Here is a 24105-nt window from a genome sequence, read left to right as displayed (position 1 = left end):
CGTCGTGCGGCAACAGCATCACCACCAGGCCACCGAGACCGAGCCCCAGGGCCACCACGCCGACGGCACCGACCGCCAAGCGCTGGGCGCCGGTGAGGTAGGTGAGCCAGGCTTCCCCGAACGACAAGCCGCCCTCCCGCACGCCGGACGCCAGCAACTGCAATCGCACCCGCAACCCGGGTGCCGGTTGATCTTCAGGATCGCGATAACCCAGGCGGATCTCCTCGCGCCGGATCCACTGGTCGTGGGCGGCACGCCGGTCGGGGTCGAGCAGCACGTCCTGCGCCTTGTTCAAGGCCGTCAGCACCAGCTCATGGCGGACGCTGCCGTGATGGCGATCGGGTGGTACTTCTGCACCAGCGCCTTGTAGGCGGCACGGATCACTTCGGGCGGCGCGTCGGGCGCCACCTTCAGGCGGCCGTAGTAATGGGGGATCTTGGGGCGTCGCATCGGTTTCCGATGCTACTGGCGCGATGTCACGGCATGTCGTGCAGAGTTGGCGCGTCTGCAACCGGAACGATATCCTCCAACCCGCTGTTGCAACTGTGCCGCCGGCGCGCCCACCGTGCCCACGCAAGGCCGCGCGCCCGCTCGGCCCGCCGTTACCGGCGTAACAACTGCTAGCGTTTTTCTGCGGCCGTTGCCAGCCTGCGATCACGGTCTGCCGCGCCCGGGCCACACCCAGTTGCCCAGCCGGCACGTCCTTGCTGATCGTGCTGCCGCCGCCGATCGTGGCGCCCGCGCCCAGCGTGACCGGTGCAACGAGCACGCAGTTGCTGCCCACATGCACGTCGTCGCCGATCACGGTGCGGTGCTTGTTCGCGCCGTCGTAGTTGGCGGTGATGCTGCCGGCGCCGTAGTTCACGCGTTCGCCGACCGTCGCATCCCCCAGGTAGGCCAGGTGGTTGGCCTTGGCGCCGCGCGCGAGCGTGGAATTCTTGACTTCGACGAAGTTGCCGATGTGCACCTCGGCGCCCAGTTCGGCGCCCGGCCGCAGGCGCGCGAACGGCCCGACCAGCGCGCCCGCACCGACCTCGGCACCGTCGATGTGCGTGAACGGATGGATCACCGCACCCGCGGCGATGCGCGCGTCGCGGATCACGCAGTGGGCCCCGATGCGCACGCCGTCGCCGAGTTCGACCCGACCTTCGAAGACGCAGTTGACGTCGATCTCGACATCGCTGCCGCAGCCCAAGGTACCGCGCAGGTCGAAGCGCGCCGGGTCGGCCAGCCGCACGCCGGCCTCGAGCAGTGCCTCGGCCTGCTTGCGCTGCAGACGGCGCTCCAGATCCGCCAACTGCAGCGGGCTGTTGACGCCCAGCACCTCGGTCTCGCTGGCGGGCTGCGCAGCGACCACCGCCACGCCGTCGGCAACGGCCATCGCGACCACGTCGGTGAGGTAGTACTCGCGCTGGGCGTTGTCGTTGGACAGGCGCGCGAGCCAGCGCTTCAGCAGCGCGGTAGGCGCGGCCATCATGCCGGTGTAGACCTCGCGGACGGCGCGCTGTTCCGCGCTGGCATCCTTGTGCTCGACGATGCCGAGCAGCTTCTCGCCCCGCCCGTCGCCGTCACGGAGGATGCGGCCGTAGCCGGTGGGGTCGGCCAGGTCGATGGTCAGCAGCGCGAGCCGTGTGCCGTCGCAGGCATCGACCAGCGCACGCGCCGTCGACGCCTCGATCAGCGGCGTGTCGCCGTTGAGGATCAGGGTGGTGCCGGCATCGTCGAGCAGCGGCACCGCCTGCTGCACGGCGTGCCCGGTGCCGAGCTGCGGCTCCTGCCGCACGAAGGCGAGCGGCGCCGCGGGAAAGGCCGAGCGCATGGCCGCCTCCACCTGCTCGGCGCCATGACCCGTGATCGTGATGAGTCTTTGCGCCCCCAGACCGGCGGCCGTGGCCAGCACGTGCTGCAATAAGGTTCGCCCGGCCAGGGTGTGCAGCACCTTGGGCCGACTCGACTTCATGCGGGTGCCCTTGCCGGCGGCCATGATCACGATGTCCAGCATGCTGATGGTCAGGTGGTTGAGAGGTTGGAGAATTATCGCGGCCTGTGTGCTGTTGGCACTGGGCGGCTGCAGCGCGCTGCGGTTGGCTTACACGCAGGCCGGGGAATTCGCGTACTGGTGGCTCGACGGCTACGTCGATTTCAACGGCGATCAAACGCTGCGCACGCGCGACGCGATCACCCGGTGGTTCGCCTGGCATCGCAGGACCGAGCTACCGGACTATGTGGCGCTGCTCGACCGCGCGGCGGCCGAGGCAGGCCAGGACGCCACGCCCGCCCAGGCCTGCCGCTGGTTCGACGAGGTGCGCCTGCGCATCGATCGCGCTGTCGACCACGCACTGCCCGACACCGCAGCCATTGCCATGAGCTTCAGCCCGGAGCAATTGAATCGCCTGGAACGCAAGCAGGCGAAGAACAACGCCGAGTTCCGAGACGACTTCCTGCAGCCCGACCCGGCCGAGCGGCGCGCGGCGGCGGTCGAGCGCGTGGTCGATCGGGCCGAGCAGCTGTATGGCCGGCTCGACCGCTTGCAGCGCGAGCGCATCGCGCAATCCTTGAGCAAATCGCCGTTCGAGCCGGAACGCTGGCTGGCCGAGCGGCAGCGTCGGCAGCGCGACCTGCTGCTGATCCTGCGGCAGGCGCAGTCCGGCGCACTGTCGGTCACCTCGGCCACCGACGCACTGCGGACTCACTGGCAAGAGGTCAAGCGCTCGCCGGACGACGCCTACCAGAGCTACCAGCGTCGCCTCGACGCGGCGAACTGCGAACTGCTCGCGCAGATCCACAACCGCACGACGCCCGAGCAACGGCACGAGGCCCAGCGCAAGCTCAGAGGGTGGGCGGCCGACCTGCGGCGTCTCGCGACGCCCGCCTGATCGATCAGCGCGCCGAGGGGGGCAACGCCACCGTCACCGTCCGCGGCGTCAGCGCCGGCAGCGGAAAGTCCTTCATCGCCGCCTCGAACATCGCCGGCAGCAGCGCCTCCGAGGTCCAGCGACTCGAATAGGCGGCACGCGTCTCGTAGACGATCTGCTGGCTACGCCGATCACGGATCAGGATGCCGACCTCGCGCTGGTAATCCGGGATGTCGTAATAGTCATAGCCGAACCCCGGTGCATAGCCGAAGCCCGGCCCATGGAAGAACGGTCGGCGCGCGCCGTAGAACCACCAGTCGTTGCGCCAGGCCCAATGGCTCATGTAGGGATCGCGGCGCGCCACCTCGAACACCCGGGCCCCGACCTGGATCAGCACATCGGCCTGCTCGGACGGGACGCGAGTGAAGCCGGCTGCCTCGAGCGCCGGCAGGGCCGCGGCCTCGATGCGGTCCTGCTCGGCCGCGTTCGCCTGTTGCGACGGCAGGCGTTCGACCGCGTAGCTGCCCGGCTTGCGATCGGCCGGCCAGCTCCCTTGGCTGGACACGTCAACGGCCACGCTGTTGAGGCTGGCGCAACCGGCGACGAGCAGCGCCGCGGCGCATGCCGCCAGCGATGCCATGGCGGATCGGGTTCGATGCATGCGGACTCCTTGCCCTGACTCAGCCTTGCCCATGCCAACGGATAGGCATCGCGGCCTCGATGACCGACGCCGCGCCGGGCGGCGCACAGGTCTCGTCGTCATCGAAGGCCTTGTCGCCCAGTTCGTCGGCTCTTCCGGTGGCTTGGAGGGTGGTGAAGGGGTAGAGGTTCCGGTCCTGCAGATGAGAAGGCACCACGTTGGCCAGCGCGCTGGCCATGTTGTCGAGCCGGCCGGGGTGCTGGCGCTCCCAGTCGCGCAGCATCTGCGCGATCTGCTTGCGCTGCAGGTTCTCCTGGCTGCCGCACAGGGTGCAGGGGATGATGGGGAACTGGCGGTGCGCGGCCCACGCTTCCAGGTCGTGTTCGGGCACGTAGGCCAGCGGGCGGATCACGACATGCCGGCCGTCGTCGCTGACCAGCTTGGGCGGCATGCCCTTGAGCTTGGCGCCGAAGAACATGTTGAGGAACAGCGTCTGCAGCATGTCGTCGCGGTGGTGGCCGAGCGCGATCTTGGTCGCCCCCAGCTCACCGGCCACACGGTACAGGATGCCGCGCCTCAGCCGCGAGCACAGGCTGCACATCGTCTTGCCTTCTGGCACCACGCGCTTGACGATGGAGTAGGTGTCCTGGTTCTCGATGTGGAAAGGCACACCGCGGCTCGCCAGGTATTCGGGCAGCACGTGCTCGGGAAAGTCGGGCTGTTTCTGGTCGAGGTTGACCGCGACGAGCGAGAAGTCGATCGGCGCGCGCTGCTGCAGGTTCAGCAGGATGTCGAGCAGCGCGTAGCTGTCCTTGCCGCCCGACACGCAGACCATGAGCTTGTCGCCGGGCTCGATCATGTTGAAGTCGCCGATGGCCTGGCCGACCAGCCGGTGCAGGCGCTTGCTGAGCTTGTTGGCCTCGAAGGCGGGCTTGCCGGCCTGACGTTGCGTGACGCCGGGCTCGATGACGACGGCACTCATGCGTCGCTCTCCTTGATGTGGAACACCTCCACGCCGACCGCAGCGCAGTCGGCGTAGACGTCGGGTTTCTCGGTCGACACGCGTACCGCGCGCACCTGTGGATGGGCCAGCATGCGCGCGGCGATCTCGTCGCACAGCGTTTCCTGCAGCCCGATGTGGCCCTGCGCCACGCGCTCGGCGATGGCGTGGCGGATGAAGTCGTAGTCGACCACCTCGTCGAGCCGGTCGTCGCGCGGCGTGCTGGCCACCAGCGGCACGTACAGATCGACGTCGATCAGCAGCCGCTGCGGACCCACGCGCTCGAAGTCGTGCACGCCGATGCGCACCGGCAGCGCATACGACTTCAGGAACACACGCCGGCACGCCGCCAGCCGGGGATGCAGGGTCCAGTGCGGCACCTCAAACCCCCTCGCGCGCAAGGAACAGCACGTCGCGCGGCTGCGCGGACAGGTGCTGCCCGCCGTCGACCAGCAGCGTGGTGCCGGTGATGGCCGGCGACTCGATCAGGAAGCGCACGGCACGGGCCACGTCCTCGGGCGTCGATGAACGGCGCAGCGGCGTCATCGCGTGTGCGCGCACGAACTCCGTGCTGTCCATCGGGCCCGACGGCAGCGTGACGCCGGGCGCGACACCAACCACGCGCAGCGTGGGCGCGAAGGCCTGCGCCTGCAGCGTGGTCGCCGCCTCCAGCGCGGCCTTCGACAGCGTGTACGAAAAATGATCCGGATTCGGGTTCCACAGCTTCTGGTCGAGCAGGTTGACGACACAGCCACGCCCCGCGCTACCGCTCAGCCGCTGGTGCAGCGCGGCCGCCAGCAGCACCGGCGCGGCGGTGTTGACCTGCCAGTGCTCGGCCATCGACGCGTAGCTGCAGTCCCCTGCGCCGTCGTACTCGAAGCGCGAGGCGTTGTTCACCACCGCGTCGATGCGCCCCATGCGCTCGGCCACGGCAGGCAGCAGCGCGCGGCAGGCGGTCTCGTCGGCCAGGTCGGCCACGAAAGCCTCGGCGCGCGCACCGGCCGCGCGGGCTGCCTGCAGCGTGTCGATCGACTCGTCGCTGGCCCGATGGCTGTGCACCGCCACGTCGAAGCCGTGCGCGGCCAGTTCGAGCGCGATGGCGCGGCCGACGCGCCGTGCGGCACCGGTGACGAGCACCACGGGACGGGAATCGACGCTCATGTCGTGCGGGACAATGGAGGGGTGGAATCGAGCCCCGTCAGTGTAGCCAGCCCCCCTTTGCCGAGCCTGCAAGAGGCCTTGAAAGCGCGGATCGCAACGGAGATCGAGCGCGCCGGAGGCTGGCTCGGCTTCGAGCGCTACATGGAGCTCGTACTGTATGCACCCGGTCTGGGCTACTACGTGCGCGGCGATCGCCAGTTCGGCCTGATGCCGGGCTCGGGCAGTGATTTCGTCACCGCACCCGAGCTGAGCCCGGTGTTCGGCCGCGCCCTGGCGCGCCAGATAGGCCAGGCCCTGGACGCCACCGGTACGCGCGAAGTGTGGGAGTTCGGCGCCGGTTCGGGAGCGCTGGCCACGCAGTTGCTGGAGGCACTGGGCGAACGGATCGACCGCTACGTCATCGTCGACCTGTCCGGAGCGCTGCGCGAGCGTCAGCGAACCACGATCGCCGCGCGGGTGCCGACGCAGCACGCGGCGAAGGCCGTGTGGCTGGACCGCCTGCCGGAGCGGATCGACGGCGTGCTGGTCGGTAACGAGGTGCTCGATGCGATGCCGGTGGCCCTGCTGCACTTCGATGGCCGCCAGTGGCTCGAGCGCGGCGTGGTGTTCTCCGACGGCCGCTTCATGTATGCCGACCGCCCGACCTCACTGCGCCCGCCGCTGGCCGCCGACCGCGTACCTGGCACCACCGTCGAACTGCAGCGCCAGGGCGAGGCCTTCATCCGCACGCTGGCCGCCACGCTCCGGCGCGGTGCGGCCTTCTTCATCGACTACGGTTTCCCCGAGGCCGAGTTCCATCATCCGCAGCGCATCGGCGGCACGCTGATGTGCCACCGCGCGCACCAGGCCGACGGCGACCCGCTGAGCGACGTGGGCGACAAGGACATCACCGCCCACGTCGATTTCACCGGCATCGCGCTGGCCGGCCAGAACGCCGGGCTCGCGGTGCTGGGCTACACCACCCAGGCGCGTTTCCTGATGAATTGCGGCCTGCTCGACGACCTGCAGGGCGCCGACCTGCGCGCCATCGCCGCGGCGCAGAAGCTGCTGACCGAGCACGAGATGGGCGAGCTGTTCAAGGTGATCGGCTTCGCGGCCTGCGAGCCTTTCGATGCGATCGGCTTCGCCCAGGGCGATCGCAGCCACATGCTCTGAGACCGGAACCCCACCATGCTGCGCTGGCTGCTCGTTGTCGTCATCACGCTGGTCGTCTTCAACGGCCTGCGGCCCTGGCTCCAGAAGTTCGGCCTCGGCCGCCTACCCGGCGACCTGAACTTCCGCCTAGGCGGCCGGGAATGGTCGCTGCCGATCGCGACGACGCTGCTGCTGAGCTTCCTGGCCATGGCCGTCGGCGAACTGATCTGACAGGCGCTCCTCAGCGCGTGATCGTCCACTCCTGCCCGCAGCCACGACATCGGACGGCGACCGCATCGGCCTCGGCCTGCGGCCCGGCAGCCACATCGAAGCGGGCATAGGCATCGCACTGCGGGCACACCGCCTGGTTGGCGGTGGTTTCCGCATGCAGCAACAGGAACAGGTAGCGGCGCAACGCCCACAAGCCGATCCCCGCCGACAACAGCACCGAGATACCCGTCACCATCTGGTCGCTCAACGGCGCGCGGCGGTCGTAAACCTCCAAGCCGCCCAGCAGCCCGACCATGCACATGAAGGTGAGCACCAGATGCGCATGGCTGGAGATCAACTCGCGCTCGTACCACTTGCGGAATCCGCGCTTGCGGATCCCATCCGCGAGGTCTGATCGCCACCAGCCCATGGAACACCTCGTTCGATGCGTGCTGCGCATCGCGGCCCGATGCTGGCACAGGCAGGGCGCTGCCCCGAAAACCGTGCGGCACTCGCAAGCCAAGAGAAGGCTCGCTATAATGCGCGGCTTTGGCGCTTTAGCTCAGTCGGTTAGAGCGACGGAATCATAATCCGCAGGTCCGGGGTTCGAATCCCTGAAGCGCCACCAAGACACCCGAGCCCCGCCCCGTGCGGGGCTTCTCGTTTGCGGCGTGGCGTCGGTCCACCCGCATCTGCGGGGCCCGCGAGCGCGGGATTCAGCACGGCTGGGTGCAGGCAGACACTGCGCGCATGCGCCACGACACTCAAGCCTTCAACTGGGACCGCGAGCGGACCGACGACCGGCCGAGCGAGTTCAAGACCTCCACGTCCTATTCGCTGCTGCATGGCGAAGATGACCATGCGCATCGACAACGCCGGGCCCCACCGTCGCGTCACCACAGGAGCGGTGCGTTCAATGCCTGGCGTGCGCTATCCGTGGTGCTGTTCGCCGGCACGGTCGCCATCTATCTGCTTGCCAAACATGTCCGTGGCTGAACAGCTCGACCTCCCCCATTCGGGGCGGACGCCAGTGAGGGATGGTTCGCTGCCGGCGAATCACCGATGCTTCGATTCAACTTTGGCGACCGCCGCCGAAAAGGAGCTCTGGATGAACCTGCAAGAACGTGAGGTCGGCGATTTCCGCATCTACGCCGGCGCCCTGGACGCCGCCCGCGGCGGCTACACGGCCGCGGTCGAGGTGCATCGCGTGCGCGGTGCTGACCAACCGCCCGAAGTGGTGTTCAGCAGCGACCGGGTCTCCGGCGGCCACCGCTTCGAGGCGCCGGCCGCGGCGCTGCGGCATGCGCTCGACATCGGTCACCAGGCGATCCGGCTGCGCGAGGCCGTGGCCTCCTGACATCCGCCGTCAAGGTCCCGGGCAAATGCTCCGGATCACAGTGAGCCCGAAGCCCTGACCAGGTAGCTGGTGGTCGCGGCCTTGGCACGCTTGTCGGCCGCCGCCATGGCGCGCTCGGTCTGCTCGACGATCTCCTTCGCCGTGGCGGCATCGTGGACGAACAGGTTGCGCTTCGCCGAAGCGCGCATCTGCGTCGTGGACTTGCTCATCGCCTCGAGTTCGACCTCGATGCTGCGATCCGCAGAGTTGCCCTTGATCAGTTCACCACTCTCGGTCTTGGCGATGCCTTCGACGGTGACGCCCATCTTGCTCAGGGCCGCGAGCGAGGCCGCCTTCACCTGCGTGGCGCTGGCTGTGAAAGTGCGGTAGCTCGTGCCGCTCGCCGTGTGCGAGACGCCGGCCGAGGCGCCGACGCCGAGTGCGGTGATCGCCAGCGCGCCGCAGCCGGACAGCGACGCCCCCATCCCCACCAAGGCCAGCAAGCGCATCCACGACGCCAGGATCCGACCAGGGTTCGATGACATTCCGCGCTCCGGCACTTGAGAATCGAAGGGGCAAGGCAACTTCCGCGCCATGAGGCGGCATGCGGCCAGGGTCGTTCAAACCTCCCGAAACCTGCCAGCGTTCGTGACGGATCTGGCATCCGCGAAAGTCACCGCCGGTACGTTTTCGAACAAGTCCGACAGGCTCTGCGGGTCACTACAATTTCGAGCTTCCCCCTCTGCAGCCACTGGATCCACACCATGTACCGCTGTGCCCTGCTCGTGCTCGCTCTGAGTGCCCCGTTCGCCGCGTCTGCCCAGGTGCAGCGCAACTTCCCCTACAACGCGCTGCGCGGTGAGATCGCGATGGTGAATCCCCCGACGTGCTGCTCAACGGCAAGCCGGCTCGGCTCGCGCCCGGGGCCAGGCTGCGCGACACCAACAACCTCGTGCAGGTGTCCGGGGCACTGATCGGCCAGCGTTTCATGGCGCACTACACCGTCGACACGCTGGGCCTGGTCAAGGACGTATGGGTGCTGCGCGCCGAAGAGAAAACCGGCCTCTGGCCGAAGACCGCCGACGAGGCCGCGCGCTGGTCCTTCGACCCGGCCGCGCAGGCCTGGACCAAGCCATGAGCGCCGCCGGCACCGGCAAGAAGGTCTTCATCAAGACCTTCGGTTGCCAGATGAACGAGTACGACTCGGACAAGATGGCCGACGTGCTGCGCGCGGCCGAGGGCTATGAGCCCACGACCGACGTGGAGCAGGCCGACCTGATCCTCTTCAACACCTGCTCCGTGCGCGAGAAGGCACAGGAGAAGGTGTTCAGCGACCTGGGGCGCGTGAAACACCTGAAGGCCAGGGGCGTGAAGATCGGCGTGGGCGGCTGCGTTGCCAGCCAGGAAGGCGCGGCACTGATCGAGCGTGCGCCTTACGTCGACGTGGTGTTCGGTCCGCAGACGCTGCACCGCCTGCCGGAAATGCTGGCTCGTCGCGATGCGCAGCAGCGCCCGCAGGTCGACATCAGCTTCCCCGAGATCGAGAAGTTCGACCATCTGCCGCCGGCGCGCGTCGACGGCGCGACCGCCTTCGTCTCGATCATGGAAGGCTGCTCCAAGTACTGCAGCTACTGCGTCGTGCCCTACACGCGCGGCGAGGAAGTGTCGCGGCCGTTCGACGACGTTCTCACCGAAGTGGCCAGCCTGGCCGACCAGGGCGTCAAGGAAGTGACGCTGCTGGGCCAGAACGTCAACGGCTACCGCGGCCGCATGGGCGACACGGCCGAGATCGCCGACTTCGCGCTGCTGCTGGAGTACGTGGCGGAGATCCCGGGCATCGCCCGCATCCGCTACACCACCAGCCATCCGAACGAGTTCTCGCAGCGGCTGATCGACGTGTACGCCCGCGTGCCGCAGCTCGTGAACCACCTGCACCTGCCGGTGCAGCACGGCAGCGACCGCATCCTGAGCGCGATGAAGCGCGGCTACACGTCGCTGGAGTACAAGTCTTCGATCCGCAAGCTGCGCGCGATCCGGCCCGACATCAGCCTGTCGACCGACTTCATCGTCGGCTTCCCCGGCGAGACCGATGACGACCACGCGCGCACGATGAAGTTGATCGAGGACGTGGGCTTCGACCACAGCTTCAGCTTCATCTACAGCGCCCGCCCCGGCACGCCGGCCGCGGCACTGCACGACGACGCGCCGCGCGAACTCAAGCTGGCCCGTTTGCAGCAGGTGCAGGAAGCGATCGAGGCCAACGGCCGGCGCATCGGCCAGAGCCGCGTCGGCACCGTGCAGCGCATCCTCGTCGAAGGGCCGTCGCGCCGGCCTGATCTCAATGCCGGCCACGAGTTGATGGGCCGCACCGAGTGCAACCGCATCGTCAACTTCGCCGGTCCGGCCCGCCTGACCGGACAGCTGATCGACGTGACGATCACCGAGGCCTACCCGCACTCGCTGCGCGGCGAGGTGCTGCTGCGGGAGCGCAGCCCGCAGCCGGCCTGACGGCTGCTGCGCGGCCGCTCAGACGGCCGGCCCCAGCACCGCAAAGAAGTGGCAGGTGCTGCCGGCCAGCACGAACAGGTGCCAGACGAAGTGCCCGAAGCGCAGACGCGAGTCGAGCACGAAGAACACGACGCCCACCAGGTAGGCCAGGCCGCCCGCCAGCAGCCAGGCCAGCATGCCCAGCGGCAGGTCGCGCAACACCGGGCCGGCGGCAAACACCGCGAGCCAGCCCATCGCCACGTAGAGCGCGGTCGACAGCAATGGATTCGCCAGCCGCCGGGTGATCTTGAGCAAGGCGCCGATGACGGCCAGCGCCCACACCAGACCCAGCAGCGTCCAGCCCGGCCCGTCGGGCAGCCGGCCCAGCGCGACCGGTGTGTAGCTGCCTGCGATGAAGAGGTAGATCGCCACATGATCCAGCGTGTTGCACCATCGCTTGGCCCGCCCCGGCGGCAGCGCGTGATACAGCGCGGACGCGAAGTACACCAGGATCATCGTCGCCGAGAACACGCTGACGCCGACCAGCTTCACCGGGCTGCCGTGCCGCGCCGCGAACTCCACGACCACCGGCAAGGACGCCAGCGCCAGCAGCAGCCCGAGGCCATGGCTGACCGCGTTGGCCAACTCCTCGGCGGCAGTCTGTGGGCGCTCGGGCAGGACCATGGCGCACGCTCCGGCTTCTCTGCATCACGGTGCTGCGATGCGATGCCTTGATTGTGCGAAGCGCCGTGCGCAGCGGCGCGGCTCACCCCCGCGAAACGGGCAGCTCAGACAGGGGGCCGGGCGCTGGCCGCGAGCAGCGCGGCGCACAGACGATCCACGTCATCCGGCGTGTGAGCGGCCGACATCGAGATGCGCAGGCGCGCGGTGCCGTCCGGCACCGTGGGCGGGCGGATCGCCGGCACCCAGATGCCCTGGGCATCGAGCGCGGCCATCACCCGCAGCGCCGTGCCGTTGTCGCCCAGCAGCAGCGGCTGGATGGCGCTTTGCGAAGCAGGCGCCGGCCAAGGCAGCGCGGCCAGTCCGCAAGCCAGGCGCGTGCGCAGCTGCAGCAGCCTTTCGCGCCGCCAGCCTTCCGACTCGATGACCTGCAGGCTGGCGCGCAGCGCCTCGGCGATCATGGGCGGCGCACCGGTGGCGAAGAAGAAGGTGCGTGCCTTCTGCACCAGCCACTCGATCACGGCGGGTGCGCCGGCGATGAAGGCCCCCGCAACGCCGGCGGCCTTGCCCAGCGTGGCCATGTAGATCAAGCGTGACGACATCGCGTCGGTCGGCACGCGCCAGTGCGACAGGCTTCCGCGCCCGCCCTCACCGAGCACGCCGAAACCGTGGGCGTCGTCGACGTAGAGCCAGGCGTCATGGCGCTCGCACAGGGCGAGCATCTCCGGCAGCGGCGCCAGGTCGCCGTCCATGCTGAACACCGCGTCGGCCACGACGAGCCGCCGGCGCGCGCCACGCGTCGCGACCAGCGCCCGCTCCAGCGCCGCCAGGTCATTGTGCGGGTAGACCGTGAGGTCGGCCCGCGACAGGCGGGCGCCGTCGATCAGGCAGGCGTGGTTCAGGGCATCGGAGATCAATGCATCGCCGCGCTCGACCAGCGCCGGGATCGCACCGGCATTGGCCGCGTAGCCCGCGTAGAAGTACAGCGCGCGCGGCAGACCGACGAAACGCGCCAGCTCCTGCTCCAGCGCCTCGTGCGCCGGGCTGTGACCGCAGATCAGCGGCGAGGCTGTCGCACCGACACCATAGCGCGCCGCGCCCTGCCGGGCGGCCTCGATCAGTGCCGGGTGCTGCGACAGGCCGAGGTAGTCGTTGCCGGCAAAGGCGAGGCGCGGCTGCGTGTCGGCCTGCACCATCGCGCCGTCGAGCGCCGAGACCACGCGGCGGTGGCGGCGCAGTTGCTGCGTGTCGAGCGCGGCGAGCGCCGACACGAAAACGTCGTGGATGTCAGGCGGCATCGAGAACTGGCTCAGGGGGAAGTTGCAACAGCAGCGTGCCCGGGTCGGCATCGGGCTGCCAGGGCCAGTCGGCCAACAGGGGTGCATCGAGCTGCCGGCGCAGGTAGTCGACGTTGGCGTCCTGCTCCGGCATCGCGGGATCGAGCCGGCTGACGATCCAGCCGGCCAGTGGCAGGCCACGTTGCCGGATCGCGTCACGCGTCAACAGCGCGTGGTTCAGGCACCCCAGGCGCAGGCCGACGACGAGGATCACCGGCAGGCCGAGCGCCGCGGCGAGGTCGGCACCGGTCAGCGTGTCGGACAACGGCACGAGAAAGCCTCCTGCGCCTTCGACCACCACCGCATCGGCTTGCGCGGCCAGCGCGCGGTAGGCCGCGACCAGCGGTTCGATCTCGATCGTTCGGCCGGCGCGCCGCGCGGCGAGGTGCGGCGACATCGCGTCGTGGAGACGCACCGGGTTGTCGAGCGCAGCGGCCACGCGTGCCGTGCCCGCGGCACGCAGCGCCAGCACATCCTCGTTCTCTCGCTCGCCGCCATCGGGCGCCGGCTCGGTGCCTGCCGCGACCGGCTTCATGCCGACACAGCGCGCGTGTCGCGCGCGCAGCGCCCGCAGCAGCGCGACGCTCGCGCGGGTCTTGCCGACCCCGGTGTCGGTGCCGGTCACGAACCAGCCGCGCGCGGCGGGTGTCTGCTGTGCCGTCATGCCAGCGCGACCTCGAGCGCGCGCAGCGCACCGCCGGCCAGTTGCTCCAGCGCCCCGTCGTCCAGCACATAGGGCGGCATGAAGTACAGCGTGTTGCCTATCGGTCGCAGCAGCAGGCCCTGCTCACGCGCCGCGAGGTGGTAGGCGCTGGAGAAACCCGCCACGCCGTCGTCGTCGATGTCCCAGGCCCACAGCATGCCGAGCTGGCGCACCGCGCGCACGCGCGGGTGGGCGTTCAGCGGCTCGCACAGCGCGGTCAGTCGCGCGGCGGTGCGGCGGTTGTGCGCCAGCACCGGCTCGCCTTCGATCGGCTGCTCGAACAGATCGAGCACGGTCAACGCCGCGCGGCAGGCCAGCGGATTGCCGGTGTAGGAGTGCGAATGCAGGAAGCCGCGCGACGCCAGGTCATCGTAGAAGGCCTCGTAGACCGCGTCGGTCGTCAACACCGCCGACAGCGGCAGCGTGCCGCCGGTCAGGCCCTTGGACAGGCAGATGAAGTCGGGCCGGATGCCGGCCTGCTGGTGCGCGAACAGCGTGCCGGTGCGGCCGAAGCCGACCGCGATCTCGTCGCAGATCAGGTGCACCTGGTAGCGGTCGCACAGCGCGCGCGCCAGCCGCAGGTACTCGGGGTCGTGCATGCCGAAGCCGGCAGCGCACTGCACCAGCGGCTCGACGATCAGCGCTGCGGTGCGCTCGTGGTGCCGATCCAGATAGGCCTCGAGCGTCGCCGCACAGTGCCGGGCGTGGGCCACGGCGTCCTCGCCCGGCGCGGCATGACGCGTGTCCGGTGACGGCAGCGCGGCACTCAGGCGCACCAGCGGCGCATAGGCTTCGCGGAACAGCGCGATGTCGGTGACCGACAGCGCACCCACGGTCTCACCGTGATAGCCGCCGGCCAGTCCGACGAACTCGCACTTCTGCGGCCGGCCGCGGTTGCGCCAGCTGTGCGCGCTCATCTTCAGTGCGATCTCGGTGGCCGAGGCGCCGTCGCTGGCATAGAAGGCGTGGCCCAGGCCGGTCAGCGCGGCGAGGCGCTCCGAGAGCTCGACCACCGGCTCGTGCGTCAGGCCGGCGAGCATCACGTGGTCGAGCGTCGCCAGCTGCTCGGCCAGTGCGTCCCGCAGCTGAGGGTGGCCGTGGCCGAACAGGTTGACCCACCAGGAACTGACAGCGTCGAGGTAGCGATGCCCGTCGGTGTCGAACAGCCACGGTCCCTGCGCGCGTGCGATCGCCAGCAGCGGCTCGCGCTCGTGGCGCTTCATCTGCGTGCAGGGGTGCCAGACCGCGCGCCGGCTGCGCTCGGCCAGGGTGTCGGGTCCGCGCGTCATCGCCGGCGATCCGCGAGCACCGGCCGGAAGGTACAGCGGTCCCCACTGCTCTGCCGCCCGACGCTGACGCTGGCGATCGCCGGCACCGTGGTCAGCAGCCGCTCGTGGATGAAGCGGCACAGGTTCTCCAGCGTCGGCAGCCCCAGGCCGGGCACCTCGTCGAGAAAGTGATGGTCGAGCTGCTCACGCACCGTGGCGATGGCGGAACGCAGCAGCGCCAGGTCCACCACCATGCCGGTGGCAGGATCGGCCTCGCCACGGACGGTGACCTCGGCCGTGTAGGTGTGGCCGTGGACACGCCGGCTGCCGTCGGCCTCGTTGCGCTCGACCTGGCGGCGAAGCGTGTGCGCCGACTCGAAATAGAAGGACTGGCTCAGTTCGAACATCTCAGAGGTCCATTGCGCTCTGCGCCACCCGCGACGCACGAGGCGGCAAGGTCCGAGCAGCCGCCGCGGACCGGCTCTGCCGGGCCGCCCCAGCGGCTCCCCCTCGAGGGGAAGCGGCATAGCCGCAACGGGAGTGATTCATATGTTCAGCGGATGCCGAGAAGTTTGTGGGTTTGCAAGCTGAGCTGCCAGCGTGGATGCGCCAGGCACCAGCGCACGGCCCAGTCGGTGTTGGCGGCCAGATCGGGACCGTCCATCGGCTGCACGCGGCGCTGCGCGAAATCGAGTGCGTCGAGTTCACCGAGATCGATGCCGTCCTGCGGCACCACCACCTTCAGCTCCTGGCCCGAGCGCTGCAGCAGCGGCGCACCAGCCTTCGGACTGACGCAGAGCCAGTCGATGCCGGGCGGCGCCGGCACGCTGCCGTTGGTCTCGACCGCGATCTCGAAGCGCTGTGCGTGCAGCGCGTCGATCAACGCGGCATCGACCTGCAGCAGGGGTTCACCACCAGTCAGCACGACGAAGCGGGGACCCGCATCGCCCACGGGCCAATGCGCCGCCACATGCGATGCGAGCGATTCGGCGATGGTGAACTTGCCGCCGCCGGTGCCGTCGGTACCGACGAACTCGGTATCGCAGAAGCGGCAGACCGCATCGGCCCGGTCCGCCTCGCGCCCGCTCCACAGGTTGCAGCCGGCGAAGCGGCAGAACACCGCCGGGCGGCCGGCATGGCTGCCTTCTCCCTGAAGGTATAGAAGACTTCCTTGACCGAGTAAGTCATCGGTTGCGCCTCAATGCCGGCCCCAGCCGGCCCAACCCAGCGCCGCGGCACAAGCCAACACCATGGCGCCGTAGGTCAGCATCGCGCCGTCGCGGCCCGTCAGCAGCAATCCGCCGACCAGGGCCGCCGTGGCAGCCGCGCTGGCCCAGCCGGCCAACCGCCGCAACGGCACGGATTTCAGTGCACGGAACCACACCAGCTTCGCCAGGCCCGCGGCCAAGCCCCCGAGGAGAAGGGCCGGCAGCACGAAGTTGAGCAGATGGGTCAGGGCGTCAAGCGCGGTCATGGGGTGTGCGGGCGGCATCAGAGCCGGGGCCGCTGGCCGTTGCAGAAGGCGCCGATGGCGCTCGAACTGCTGGTAAGTACGGCCGTTGAAGTCGACATCAATTTTATAATCAGGCCATGTCAGTGTTTGCCCTGGGCCTGAACCACACGACCGCGCCTGTGGATTTGCGCGGTCGTTTTGCGTTCACGCTCGAACAACTGGCTCCCACGCTGCAAGGATTTCGCGAACGCCTGACCACAGGGCAACGCCCCGGCACGCCCGAGGCCGCCATCCTCTCGACCTGCAACCGCACCGAGCTGTATTGCGCCGCCGAGCCGCAACTGGTGCGCCCGGCGCTCGAGTGGCTGGCCGGGGTGGGCGGCGTCGGCGCCGACACGCTGAGCCACCACGCCTACATGCTGGAGGGGGGCGAGGCGGCCCGCCACGCCTTCCGCGTGGCCAGCGGACTGGACTCCATGGTGCTGGGCGAACCTCAGATCCTGGGTCAGATGAAGCAGGCGGTGCGCGAGGCCGACGCCGCCGGCACCCTGGGCAGCACCTTGCACCAGCTGTTCCAGCGCAGCTTCGCGGTGGCGAAGGAAGTGCGGACGGCCACCGAGATCGGCACCCACTCCATCAGCATGGCGGCGGCGGCCGTGCGCCTAGCCGCGCAGTTGTTCGAGGATCTGCGCGAGATCCGCGTGCTGTTCGTCGGCGCCGGCGAGATGATCGAGTTGGCCGCCACGCATTTCTCCGCGCGGGCACCGGCCCGCATGGCGGTGGCCAATCGCACGTTGGAACGCGGCGAGCGACTGGCCTCGCGCTTCGGTGCCGAATCGATCCGGCTGTCGGATCTGCCGCAGCGGCTTCACGAGTTCGACGCGGTGGTCTCCTGTACCGCCAGCTCACTGCCGCTGATCGGCCTGGGCGCGGTCGAGCGCGCGCTGAAAGTGCGACGCCACCGCCCGATCTTCATGGTCGACCTGGCCGTGCCGCGCGACATCGAGCCCGAGGTGGCGCGGCTCGACGACGTCTACCTGTACACCGTCGATGACCTGTCGGCCATCGTCCAGAGCGGCGGCGAGAAGCGTCTGGCTGCCGTGGCGCAGGCCGAGGCCATCATCGAGACCGGCGTGCAGAGCTTCGTGCACTGGCTGGGTCAGCGGGGCACGGTGCCGCTGATCCAGGCGCTGAACGCCCAGGCCGACAGCTGGCGCGAGAACGAACTGGTGCGCGCGCGCAAGCTGCTGGCCCGCGGCGAAAGCGTCGACGCCGTGCTCGACGCGCTGTCACGCGGGCTCACGCAGAAGATGCTGCACGGCACGCTGGCCGAGCTGCATGCCTCGGACCCGACCCAGCGTGCTCAGCTCGCCACCACAGTGTCGCGCCTGTTCCTGCGCGGGGCGATCCCGCCCGACGCGGTGCGGCCCAGCGGGCCCCGCGAAGACGATCATCTCGACGGGGTGTAGCCCGCCGGCCGTTGCCGGCTACCGGGAGCCGCAGCGGCTGCCGGTCTGGCGCTCCCCTGCCCACCGATGAAACCCGCCCTGCGCCTGCAACTCGACCGCTACGTCCGCCGTCTCGCCGAGCTCGATTCGCTGCTCGCCGATCCCGCGGTGATGCGGGACGCCGGCGGCTTCCGGGCTCTGAGCCGCGAACACGTCGAGGTGTCGGGCATCGTCGAGCGCCAGCGCCGCCACGCCCAGCGTGAGCGCGACCTGGCGGCCGCCGCGGAAATGGCCTCGGACCCGGAGCTGGCCGCCATGGCCGCGGAGGAAGCCGCGAGCGCGCAGGCCGAGCTCGATCGCCTGGCCACCGAGCTGCAGCGCCTGCTGTTGCCGCGAGACCCGGACGATGCGCGCTCGGTGTTCCTGGAGATCCGCGCCGGCACCGGCGGCGATGAATCGGCCCTGTTCGCCGGCGACCTGCTGCGGATGTACACCCGCTACGCCGAGCGCAAGGGCTGGCGCGTCGAGCTGCTGTCGGCGAGCGACAGCGAGCTGGGCGGCTACAAGGAGGTCGTGGCGCGCATCGAGGGCGACGCGGTGTTCGGTCACCTGAAATACGAATCCGGCGGCCACCGCGTGCAGCGCGTGCCCGCTACCGAGACGCAGGGCCGCATCCACACCAGCGCCTGCACCGTCGCCGTGCTGGCCGAGCCCGACGAAGCGCAGGAGGTGACGCTGAATCCGGCCGACCTGCGCATCGACACCTACCGCGCCAGCGGGGCCGGCGGGCAGCACGTCAACAAGACCGACTCGGCCGTGCGCATCACCCACCTTCCGACCGGGCTGGTGGCCGAATGCCAGGACGACCGCTCGCAACACCGCAACAAGGCCAAGGCCATGGCGGTGCTCGCAGCCCGCCTGCGCGACAAGGACCGGCTGGAGCGGCAAGCCAGGGAAGCAGCCACACGCAAGAGCCTGATCGGCAGCGGCGACCGCAGTGACCGCATCCGCACCTACAACTTCCCGCAAGGGCGACTCACCGACCACCGCATCAACCTCACGCTCTACCAGCTCGGCGCAATCATGGACGGTGACCTCGACCCGGTCGTGAAGGCGCTGGTAGCGGCGCGCGAGGCCGAGTTGCTGGCCGAGCTGGAAATCGGCTGAGGATGAGCTGCCCAGTGCCGCCCCCCGACAGCGTCGCCGCCGCGCTGCTGGCGGCCCGCGAGCGCGGCATCGACCGGCTCGACGCGCAGTGCCTGCTCAGCGCGGTTCTCGCACGCCCCCGCAGCTGGCTGCTGGCGCACGCGGACGAGGCTCTCGATCCCCAGGCAGCCCGTCACTACGACGCCTTGCTGGCGCGCCGCGCTGCTGGCGAACCCTTGGCCTATGTGCTGGGCGAGAAGGAGTTCTTCGGCCTGAGGCTGGAGGTGACGCCCGATGTCCTGATCCCCCGCGCCGATACCGAGACCCTGGTGGAATGGGCGCTCGAGCTGCTGCCCTGCAATGTCGAGACTGCCGTGGCCGACCTTGGCACGGGAAGCGGCGCGATCGCGCTGGCGCTGGCCGCGCGACGCCCCACGTGCCGTGTGACCGCCGTGGACGCCAGCTCGGACGCCCTCGCGGTCGCCGAGCGGAACGGCGGCAGACTTGGCTTGGCGGTCGAATGGCGGCTCAGCGACTGGTTCTCGGCCCTCGAAGGCCGCCGATTCGCGCTGATCGTCAGCAATCCGCCCTACATCGCCGATGGCGACTGCCACCTCGATGCCCTGACACATGAACCGCAGCGTGCGCTCACCTCCGGACCTGACGGCTTGGCAGCGATCCGTCACATCGTTGCGAGCGCCGCGAGCTTCCTGACAGCGGGCGGCTGGCTGCTGATCGAGCACGGCTATGACCAAGCCGAGGCGGTCCAGGCTTTGCTCGGCGTGGCGGGCTTCGAGCACATCGCCATCCGGCATGACCTGGGCGGCCAGCCACGCTGCTCGGGCGGTCGCTGCCGCGACTGAGCCTGGGAGGGCCCCGGCCCCGGTGCGCGGACCGTGCGAAAGATCGCACCGCCACGTGCGTGCCTGTTGCGATCCGACGACCCCGATCCCACAAACCGTCGCAGCGGCGTAGGATCGATTTTCGGAAGGCCCGGATGCAATGCCCGGCGCTTTCCCGGTCTGCCCGAGGAGCTCGCCATGCCTGTGTGCCGCACCTTGTTCCGCCCGACACTGCCCCTGGTCTTCGTGATGGCGGCGGGCGTCACGCCCGCCTGGAGCGGCGAACCCATCACGTCCTCCCCCCACGCCGGTGGCCTCGGACTGCGCGGCAGCGACAGTATCTGGCCCCGTTGGCAAGGCCGGCTCGGACTCATCAGCGGCAGCCCAGCGGCCTTGGCCGGCGGGCGCTACGACCCGGGGCTGGACACCATCACCGCCTACGGCGGGGAACGTCCGCAACAGAGTCTGAGCCTGTTCGGCGACTATTACTTTTTTCAGCGAGGCATCGCCGGCGCAGGCTACAGCGGTGGGCTGCGTGCCACCGGCGGGCTGATCTACGGACCGCGTAGCGCAGCATGGTCCTCGCTGCCGTCAGGCCTGACGGCATTGAGCGGCAGCTTCAGCGCGGTGCGACGCAACTTCAGCCTCGCGAACCCAGGGCTGGGCACGGAGGAGGGCAACAGTTCGGTGCCTTATGTGGGCGTGGGTTACACCGGGCTGCAGTCCTTGCGCGCCACCGGTGGCGGCTGGGGCTTCAGCGCCGACGTCGGTCTGGTGGCGCTGCAACCGCGCTCGGCCGTGCGCTTCGGCCAACAGGGCCTGAGCGACAGCCTGCGCGATCTGCAACTGAGTCCGTTGCTGCAACTCGGCGCCTCATACTCATTCTGACCCGGGTGGGGATTTGCCGCGGCGGCGGCCGACAGCGGCCCGCTTTGCCGTATAACCGCGGCTGTTTCCGAATTCTTGCCGCGAGCCATCATGACCCAGACCACCTCCTCCGACGTCCAGCAGCGCATCGACCAGTTGGTCAAGTCCCACCGCGTGGTGCTGTTCATGAAGGGCAGCGCGCAGTTTCCGATGTGCGGCTTCTCGGGCCGCGCCGTGCAGATCCTGAAGGCCTGCGGCGTCACCGACCTGGCCACGGTGAACGTGCTCGAGGACGACGGCATCCGCCAGGGCATCAAGACTACGCCAACTGGCCCACGATCCCGCAGTTGTATGTGAACGGCGAGTTCGTCGGTGGCTCGGACATCATGGCCGAGATGTACCAGTCCGGTGAACTGCAGCCGCTGTTGAGCACCCAGGCCTGAGGCCCCGCTCCGCACGGCCACCGTCCTGGCCGCCGTCGTCCTGCCTCGCAGGACGACCCTTCACCTGAAGGTACAGCACATGACCCGACGCCTCGTGGTCGGCATCACCGGAGCGACCGGCGCGGTCTACGGCACACGCTTGTTGGCACGCGCTCGCGCGCTGGGCGCCGAGACGCACCTCGTCGTGACGCCGGCCGGCGTGCTGAACGTGCATCACGAACTCGGCCTGGACCGGCAGGCGCTAGAAGCGCTGGCCGATCACGCGCATGCGCCCGGTGACATTGGCGCCTGCATCGCCAGCGGCAGCTTCGCGACCGCGGCCATGGTCATCGCGCCGTGTTCGATGAAGTCGCTGGCCGCCATTGCGCATGGCTTCGGCGACAACCTGCTGACGCGCGCTGCCGACGTGACGCTGAAGGAGCGACGCCGGCTTCTGCTGCTGGTGCGCGAAACACCGTTCAACCTGGCACATCTGCGCAACATGACCGCGGTGTCCGAGATGGGCGGCATCGTGTTCCCACCGTTGCCGGCCTTCTACCACCGGCCGGCGAGCATCGACGAGCTGGTCGACGACACGGTGGAACGAGTGCTCGGCCTGCTGGGGCTCGACGCCGCGACGCCCAGGGCGTGGTCGGGTCTCTGAGGTTCGGAGCCGCTCAGCCGGGCTTGTATTCCCACCGCTTGCGCGCGGCGAACACGGCGTTCGGATACTCGGGGCGGCCGCGACTGCCGTTGTAGCGGCCCAGCGCGAGGTACAGGTCACCGCGCTCGCGGTCGAGGTAATGCCGCAGGATCACGCAGCCGAAGCGCAAGTTGGTCTGCAGATGGAACAGACGGCCGACGTCGCCATCGCCGATGGTTCGCATCCAGAACGGCATCACCTGCATGTAACCGCGCGCGCCGGCCACCGACACCGCGTACTTGCGAAAGCCACTCTCGACTTCCACCAACCCCAGTACCAGCCCCGGATCGAGTCCGGCGCGGCGGCTTTCATACCAGAGGGTTTCGAGGAACTCGACGCGCGTGAGGTGTTCGGCCTTGCGCTTCTGCAAACGCTGGCTCATCGCACCAAGCCAACGCAGGTAGGCGAGCCGTTCCTCGGTGCTGGCGAAGCTCGGGCGCGGCGGTGCCCCGCGAGAGACCGCCGCGGACAGCGCGGTGCGCACCGCATCAGCCAGAGGCTCCTCGATCTGCGATCCGGCACGGGCCGGCGCGGGCGACAGGCCTGCGGCGAGGCCCAGGCCAGCGAACAGGACGAGCCGGCGGGTGCCCTGCATCAGTCGCGCAAGCGCGCACGCAACTGCGCGACCACCTCGCGACTGCCAGCTTGCCGGCCTCGGCCTCCTGCCGGCCCTGCAACTCGACCTGCCCCTCCTTCAGCCCGCGGTCCGAGATCACCACGCGCTGCGGAATGCCGATCAGTTCCCAATCGGCGAACATGGCACCGGGACGCTCACCGCGGTCGTCGAGCATCACGTCCATGCCGAGTGCCTGCAGTTCGTCGTGCAGAGTGTCGGCGGCCTGCCTGACCTCGGCCGAACGGTCGTAACCGATCGGGCAGATGACCACCTCGAAGGGCGCGATCGCGGTCGGCCACACGATGCCTCGCGCGTCGTGGCGCTGCTCGATCGCCGCGCCGAGGATGCGCGTGACGCCGATGCCGTAGCAGCCCATCTCCATCAGCCGCGGCTTACCGGTCTCATCGAGGTAGGTGGCGTTCATCGCGGCGCTGTACTTGGTGCCGAGGTAGAACACGTGGCCGACCTCGATACCACGCTGGATCGCCAGCACGCCCTTGCCGTCCGGCGAAGGGTCGCCCACGACGGCATTGCGGATGTCGGCCACGAGGTCGGGCTCGGGCAGGTCGCGGCCCCAGTTGACGCCGGTGTAGTGGAAGTCGGCGTCGTTGGCGCCGCAGACGAAGTCGCCCATGTGCGCCACCGTCCGGTCGGCGATCACACGCACCGGCTGCTTCAGGCCGATCGGTCCCAGGTAGCCCGGCTTGCAGCCGAAGTGCGCATCGATCTCACCGACGGTCGCGAAGCGAAAGCCCGCCTTCAGGCCTGGCAGCTTGCCGGCCTTGACCTCATTGAGCTCATGATCGCCCCGCACCAGCAGCAGCCAGACGGTGGTCTTGACGATGTCGCCGCCGTCATTGCGATCGTCAGTCGCCAGCACCAGCGATTTCACTGTCTGCGTCAGCGGCAGATTCAGCAGGGCCGCCACATCGGCGCAGGTCGCCTTGCCGGGCGTCGGCGTCTTGGTCAGCGGCTGAATCGGCACCGGCCGTTGCGCGGCGAGCGGCAGACACTCGGCCAGCTCGATGTTGGCCGCGTAATCGCTGGTCGGGCAGTAGACGATCGCATCCTCACCCGTCTCGGCGATGACCTGGAACTCGTGCGAGCGGTCGCCACCGATCGCGCCGGTGTCGGCCGCCACCGCACGGTAGCTGAGGCCGAAACGGTCGAAGATGCGTCCGTAGGCAGCGTACATCGCGTCGTAGCTCCTGCCGGCAGCCGCTTCATCACGGTCGAAGGAGTAGGCATCCTTCATGGTGAACTCGCGCCCGCGCATCACGCCGAAGCGCGGCCGTCGCTCGTCACGGAACTTGGTCTGGATGTGATAGAAATTCTTCGGCAGCTGACGGTAGCTGCGCAGTTCCTGCCGCGCGATGTCGGTGACGACCTCCTCGCTGGTCGGCTGGATGATGAAGTCGCGGTCGTGGCGGTCCTTCACGCGCATCAGCTCGGGCCCCATCTTCTCGAAGCGACCGGTCTCCTGCCACAGCTCGGCCGGCTGCACCACGGGCATCAGCAGTTCGACGGCGCCCGCCCGGTTCATTTCCTCGCGGATGATCGCCTCGACCTTGCGGATCACGCGCAGCCCCATCGGCATGTAGCTGTAGATGCCGGCTCCGAGCCGCTTGATCATGCCGGCGCGCATCATCAGCTTGTGGCTCGTGATCTCGGCATCGGCCGGTGCTTCTTTCAAGGTGGAGACGAAGAACTGGGAGGCTTTCATGGCGTCGGCCGGGGCATGCGAGAGGGAGGCTGCGTGATGAACTGAGGGAGCGATGCCGCCGGGCCGACCCCGC

At 69.3% G+C, this 24105-nt stretch carries 26 protein-coding genes, 1 tRNA gene and 3 pseudogenes; 14 read left to right on the top strand and 16 right to left on the bottom strand.

What is annotated here, in order from left to right; genetic code table 11:
- Nucleotides 1–628: 628 nt before the first annotated feature.
- Nucleotides 629–2002: pseudogene (glmU, locus tag Y694_RS02835) on the bottom strand (bifunctional UDP-N-acetylglucosamine diphosphorylase/glucosamine-1-phosphate N-acetyltransferase GlmU); the annotation flags it as partial.
- Nucleotides 2003–2048: 46 nt separating this feature from the next.
- Between glmU and Y694_RS02830 the strand changes: the two are divergent.
- The gene (locus tag Y694_RS02830; RefSeq protein ID WP_051495526.1) at nt 2049–2876 is read left to right on the top strand and encodes a DUF6279 family lipoprotein; all 828 of its coding nucleotides are present in this window, start codon (nt 2049–2051) and stop codon (nt 2874–2876) included.
- A 4-nt stretch (nt 2877–2880) separates the two neighbouring features.
- Here Y694_RS02830 and Y694_RS02825 read toward each other — a convergent pair whose 3' ends face one another.
- From Y694_RS02825 to Y694_RS02810, 4 genes are read right to left on the bottom strand one after another with little or no spacing between them, the layout of a single operon-like run.
- Nucleotides 2881–3516 carry a DUF4136 domain-containing protein gene (locus Y694_RS02825; RefSeq protein WP_011828155.1) on the bottom strand — a complete coding sequence of 212 codons (636 nt, stop codon included), beginning with the start codon at nt 3514–3516 and terminating at the stop codon, nt 2881–2883.
- 19 nt (nt 3517–3535) lie between these two features.
- A complete protein-coding gene (ttcA, locus tag Y694_RS02820; RefSeq protein ID WP_011828154.1) occupies nt 3536–4477 on the bottom strand; it encodes a tRNA 2-thiocytidine(32) synthetase TtcA in 942 nt (313 codons plus the stop codon).
- The gene (locus tag Y694_RS02815; protein WP_036229644.1) at nt 4474–4875 is read right to left on the bottom strand and encodes a dihydroneopterin aldolase; all 402 of its coding nucleotides are present in this window, start codon (nt 4873–4875) and stop codon (nt 4474–4476) included. The genes ttcA and Y694_RS02815 overlap by 4 nt, the downstream gene beginning before the upstream one ends.
- A gap of 1 nt (nt 4876) precedes the next feature.
- Complete coding sequence (locus Y694_RS02810; protein WP_036229643.1) at nt 4877–5656, bottom strand: SDR family oxidoreductase; 780 nt, start codon at nt 5654–5656, stop codon at nt 4877–4879.
- A 78-nt stretch (nt 5657–5734) separates the two neighbouring features.
- On the opposite strand from Y694_RS02810, the gene Y694_RS02805 reads away from it, so the two are divergent.
- Nucleotides 5735–6811, top strand: a complete 1077-nt coding sequence (locus Y694_RS02805) for a class I SAM-dependent methyltransferase (RefSeq protein WP_152543377.1) — start codon at nt 5735–5737, stop codon at nt 6809–6811.
- A 15-nt stretch (nt 6812–6826) separates the two neighbouring features.
- Nucleotides 6827–7021: a DUF2905 domain-containing protein gene (locus tag Y694_RS02800; RefSeq protein WP_011828150.1), complete on the top strand. Its 195-nt coding sequence runs from the start codon at nt 6827–6829 to the stop codon at nt 7019–7021.
- A 10-nt stretch (nt 7022–7031) separates the two neighbouring features.
- Here Y694_RS02800 and Y694_RS02795 read toward each other — a convergent pair whose 3' ends face one another.
- Nucleotides 7032–7430 (bottom strand): hypothetical protein, encoded by a 399-nt coding sequence (locus Y694_RS02795; protein WP_011828149.1) that lies wholly within the window; start codon nt 7428–7430, stop codon nt 7032–7034.
- A gap of 121 nt (nt 7431–7551) precedes the next feature.
- Between Y694_RS02795 and Y694_RS02790 the strand changes: the two genes are divergently transcribed.
- The 3 genes from Y694_RS02790 (at nt 7552) to Y694_RS02780 (ending at nt 8357) form a co-directional block, all read left to right on the top strand.
- Nucleotides 7552–7628, top strand: a tRNA-Met gene (locus Y694_RS02790).
- A 122-nt stretch (nt 7629–7750) separates the two neighbouring features.
- A complete protein-coding gene (locus Y694_RS02785; RefSeq protein WP_036229640.1) occupies nt 7751–7996 on the top strand; it encodes a hypothetical protein in 246 nt (81 codons plus the stop codon).
- A 112-nt stretch (nt 7997–8108) separates the two neighbouring features.
- Entirely contained in the window at nt 8109–8357 is a 249-nt protein-coding gene (locus Y694_RS02780) for a hypothetical protein (RefSeq protein ID WP_041929503.1), read from the top strand.
- Nucleotides 8358–8392: 35 nt separating this feature from the next.
- Here the strand turns inward: Y694_RS02780 and Y694_RS02775 are convergent, their stop codons facing one another.
- Complete coding sequence (locus Y694_RS02775) at nt 8393–8881, bottom strand: DUF3568 family protein (protein ID WP_011828134.1); 489 nt, start codon at nt 8879–8881, stop codon at nt 8393–8395.
- Nucleotides 8882–9222: 341 nt separating this feature from the next.
- Here Y694_RS02775 and Y694_RS02770 point away from each other — a divergent pair, with 341 nt between their 5' ends.
- Both Y694_RS02770 and miaB read left to right on the top strand, forming a co-directional pair.
- Nucleotides 9223–9474, top strand: a complete 252-nt coding sequence (locus Y694_RS02770) for a hypothetical protein (protein ID WP_231497506.1) — start codon at nt 9223–9225, stop codon at nt 9472–9474.
- Nucleotides 9471–10844, top strand: a complete 1374-nt coding sequence (miaB, locus tag Y694_RS02765) for a tRNA (N6-isopentenyl adenosine(37)-C2)-methylthiotransferase MiaB (protein WP_036229637.1) — start codon at nt 9471–9473, stop codon at nt 10842–10844. The genes Y694_RS02770 and miaB overlap by 4 nt, the downstream gene beginning before the upstream one ends.
- Before the next feature lie 18 nt (nt 10845–10862).
- Here miaB and trhA read toward each other — a convergent pair whose 3' ends face one another.
- The 7 genes and pseudogenes from trhA to Y694_RS02730 form a co-directional block, all read right to left on the bottom strand.
- On the bottom strand, nt 10863–11507 hold the full coding sequence (gene trhA, locus Y694_RS02760) for a PAQR family membrane homeostasis protein TrhA (protein WP_011828131.1): 645 nt from the start codon (nt 11505–11507) through the stop codon (nt 10863–10865).
- Nucleotides 11508–11611: 104 nt separating this feature from the next.
- On the bottom strand, nt 11612–12802 hold the full coding sequence (gene bioF / locus Y694_RS02755) for an 8-amino-7-oxononanoate synthase (protein WP_036229635.1): 1191 nt from the start codon (nt 12800–12802) through the stop codon (nt 11612–11614).
- Entirely contained in the window at nt 12792–13505 is a 714-nt protein-coding gene (gene bioD, locus Y694_RS02750; RefSeq protein WP_036229634.1) for a dethiobiotin synthase, read from the bottom strand. Before bioD ends, bioF begins: the two co-directional genes overlap by 11 nt.
- The gene (gene bioA / locus Y694_RS02745) at nt 13502–14833 is read right to left on the bottom strand and encodes an adenosylmethionine--8-amino-7-oxononanoate transaminase (RefSeq protein ID WP_036229632.1); all 1332 of its coding nucleotides are present in this window, start codon (nt 14831–14833) and stop codon (nt 13502–13504) included. The genes bioD and bioA overlap by 4 nt, the downstream gene beginning before the upstream one ends.
- A complete protein-coding gene (locus Y694_RS02740; protein ID WP_011828127.1) occupies nt 14830–15219 on the bottom strand; it encodes a 6-carboxytetrahydropterin synthase in 390 nt (129 codons plus the stop codon). The genes bioA and Y694_RS02740 overlap by 4 nt, the downstream gene beginning before the upstream one ends.
- Before the next feature lie 146 nt (nt 15220–15365).
- A pseudogene (queE, locus tag Y694_RS02735) lies at nt 15366–16000 on the bottom strand (7-carboxy-7-deazaguanine synthase).
- Between the two features lie 10 nt (nt 16001–16010).
- Entirely contained in the window at nt 16011–16286 is a 276-nt protein-coding gene (locus tag Y694_RS02730) for a hypothetical protein (protein ID WP_036229630.1), read from the bottom strand.
- Nucleotides 16287–16402: 116 nt separating this feature from the next.
- On the opposite strand from Y694_RS02730, the gene hemA reads away from it, so the two are divergent.
- From hemA to Y694_RS02700, 6 genes and pseudogenes are all read left to right on the top strand, one after another.
- Nucleotides 16403–17734 carry a glutamyl-tRNA reductase gene (hemA, locus tag Y694_RS02725; protein ID WP_036229627.1) on the top strand — a complete coding sequence of 444 codons (1332 nt, stop codon included), beginning with the start codon at nt 16403–16405 and terminating at the stop codon, nt 17732–17734.
- A 66-nt stretch (nt 17735–17800) separates the two neighbouring features.
- Complete coding sequence (gene prfA / locus Y694_RS02720) at nt 17801–18880, top strand: peptide chain release factor 1 (RefSeq protein WP_011828123.1); 1080 nt, start codon at nt 17801–17803, stop codon at nt 18878–18880.
- A gap of 2 nt (nt 18881–18882) precedes the next feature.
- Nucleotides 18883–19722: a peptide chain release factor N(5)-glutamine methyltransferase gene (gene prmC, locus Y694_RS02715; protein ID WP_036229624.1), complete on the top strand. Its 840-nt coding sequence runs from the start codon at nt 18883–18885 to the stop codon at nt 19720–19722.
- 177 nt (nt 19723–19899) lie between these two features.
- On the top strand, nt 19900–20589 hold the full coding sequence (locus tag Y694_RS02710; protein ID WP_036229620.1) for a hypothetical protein: 690 nt from the start codon (nt 19900–19902) through the stop codon (nt 20587–20589).
- 90 nt (nt 20590–20679) lie between these two features.
- Nucleotides 20680–21011: pseudogene (gene grxD / locus Y694_RS02705) on the top strand (Grx4 family monothiol glutaredoxin).
- A gap of 79 nt (nt 21012–21090) precedes the next feature.
- Nucleotides 21091–21654 (top strand): UbiX family flavin prenyltransferase, encoded by a 564-nt coding sequence (locus tag Y694_RS02700; RefSeq protein ID WP_036229617.1) that lies wholly within the window; start codon nt 21091–21093, stop codon nt 21652–21654.
- 13 nt (nt 21655–21667) lie between these two features.
- Here the strand turns inward: Y694_RS02700 and Y694_RS02695 are convergent, their stop codons facing one another.
- Together Y694_RS02695 and Y694_RS02690 are read right to left on the bottom strand one after the other, a co-directional pair.
- Nucleotides 21668–22288 carry a lytic transglycosylase domain-containing protein gene (locus Y694_RS02695; protein ID WP_011828118.1) on the bottom strand — a complete coding sequence of 207 codons (621 nt, stop codon included), beginning with the start codon at nt 22286–22288 and terminating at the stop codon, nt 21668–21670.
- Nucleotides 22182–24032, bottom strand: a complete 1851-nt coding sequence (locus tag Y694_RS02690; RefSeq protein WP_081771185.1) for a proline--tRNA ligase — start codon at nt 24030–24032, stop codon at nt 22182–22184. Before Y694_RS02690 ends, Y694_RS02695 begins: the two co-directional genes overlap by 107 nt.
- Nucleotides 24033–24105: the final 73 nt, after the last annotated feature.

The organism is Methylibium sp. T29-B, assembly GCF_000576225.1.
GTDB classification, from domain to species: domain Bacteria; phylum Pseudomonadota; class Gammaproteobacteria; order Burkholderiales; family Burkholderiaceae_C; genus Methylibium; species Methylibium petroleiphilum.
The sequence above is the reverse complement of the archived record's forward strand: the minus strand, read 5'-3'. Positions and strand labels throughout refer to the sequence as shown.

Excerpts from the sequence above, each read along its gene's own strand:
- Y694_RS02800 (WP_011828150.1), top strand. The coding sequence starts at position 6,827 with ATGCTGCGCTGGCTGCTCGTTGTCGTCATCACGCTGGTCGTCTTCAAC.
- prfA (WP_011828123.1), top strand. The coding sequence starts at position 17,801 with ATGAAACCCGCCCTGCGCCTGCAACTCGACCGCTACGTCCGCCGTCTC.
- Y694_RS02695 (WP_011828118.1), bottom strand. The coding sequence starts at position 22,288 with ATGCAGGGCACCCGCCGGCTCGTCCTGTTCGCTGGCCTGGGCCTCGCC.
- Y694_RS02700 (WP_036229617.1), top strand. The coding sequence starts at position 21,091 with ATGACCCGACGCCTCGTGGTCGGCATCACCGGAGCGACCGGCGCGGTC.
- miaB (WP_036229637.1), top strand. The coding sequence starts at position 9,471 with ATGAGCGCCGCCGGCACCGGCAAGAAGGTCTTCATCAAGACCTTCGGT.
- prmC (WP_036229624.1), top strand. The coding sequence starts at position 18,883 with ATGAGCTGCCCAGTGCCGCCCCCCGACAGCGTCGCCGCCGCGCTGCTG.
- Y694_RS02690 (WP_081771185.1), bottom strand. The coding sequence starts at position 24,032 with ATGAAAGCCTCCCAGTTCTTCGTCTCCACCTTGAAAGAAGCACCGGCC.
- Y694_RS02730 (WP_036229630.1), bottom strand. The coding sequence starts at position 16,286 with ATGACCGCGCTTGACGCCCTGACCCATCTGCTCAACTTCGTGCTGCCG.
- bioA (WP_036229632.1), bottom strand. The coding sequence starts at position 14,833 with ATGACGCGCGGACCCGACACCCTGGCCGAGCGCAGCCGGCGCGCGGTC.
- Y694_RS02825 (WP_011828155.1), bottom strand. The coding sequence starts at position 3,516 with ATGCATCGAACCCGATCCGCCATGGCATCGCTGGCGGCATGCGCCGCG.
- bioF (WP_036229635.1), bottom strand. The coding sequence starts at position 12,802 with ATGCCGCCTGACATCCACGACGTTTTCGTGTCGGCGCTCGCCGCGCTC.
- hemA (WP_036229627.1), top strand. The coding sequence starts at position 16,403 with ATGTCAGTGTTTGCCCTGGGCCTGAACCACACGACCGCGCCTGTGGAT.
- Y694_RS02785 (WP_036229640.1), top strand. The coding sequence starts at position 7,751 with ATGCGCCACGACACTCAAGCCTTCAACTGGGACCGCGAGCGGACCGAC.
- Y694_RS02710 (WP_036229620.1), top strand. The coding sequence starts at position 19,900 with ATGCCTGTGTGCCGCACCTTGTTCCGCCCGACACTGCCCCTGGTCTTC.
- Y694_RS02810 (WP_036229643.1), bottom strand. The coding sequence starts at position 5,656 with ATGAGCGTCGATTCCCGTCCCGTGGTGCTCGTCACCGGTGCCGCACGG.
- Y694_RS02740 (WP_011828127.1), bottom strand. The coding sequence starts at position 15,219 with ATGTTCGAACTGAGCCAGTCCTTCTATTTCGAGTCGGCGCACACGCTT.
- bioD (WP_036229634.1), bottom strand. The coding sequence starts at position 13,505 with ATGACGGCACAGCAGACACCCGCCGCGCGCGGCTGGTTCGTGACCGGC.
- Y694_RS02795 (WP_011828149.1), bottom strand. The coding sequence starts at position 7,430 with ATGGGCTGGTGGCGATCAGACCTCGCGGATGGGATCCGCAAGCGCGGA.
- trhA (WP_011828131.1), bottom strand. The coding sequence starts at position 11,507 with ATGGTCCTGCCCGAGCGCCCACAGACTGCCGCCGAGGAGTTGGCCAAC.
- Y694_RS02775 (WP_011828134.1), bottom strand. The coding sequence starts at position 8,881 with ATGTCATCGAACCCTGGTCGGATCCTGGCGTCGTGGATGCGCTTGCTG.
- ttcA (WP_011828154.1), bottom strand. The coding sequence starts at position 4,477 with ATGAGTGCCGTCGTCATCGAGCCCGGCGTCACGCAACGTCAGGCCGGC.
- Y694_RS02780 (WP_041929503.1), top strand. The coding sequence starts at position 8,109 with ATGAACCTGCAAGAACGTGAGGTCGGCGATTTCCGCATCTACGCCGGC.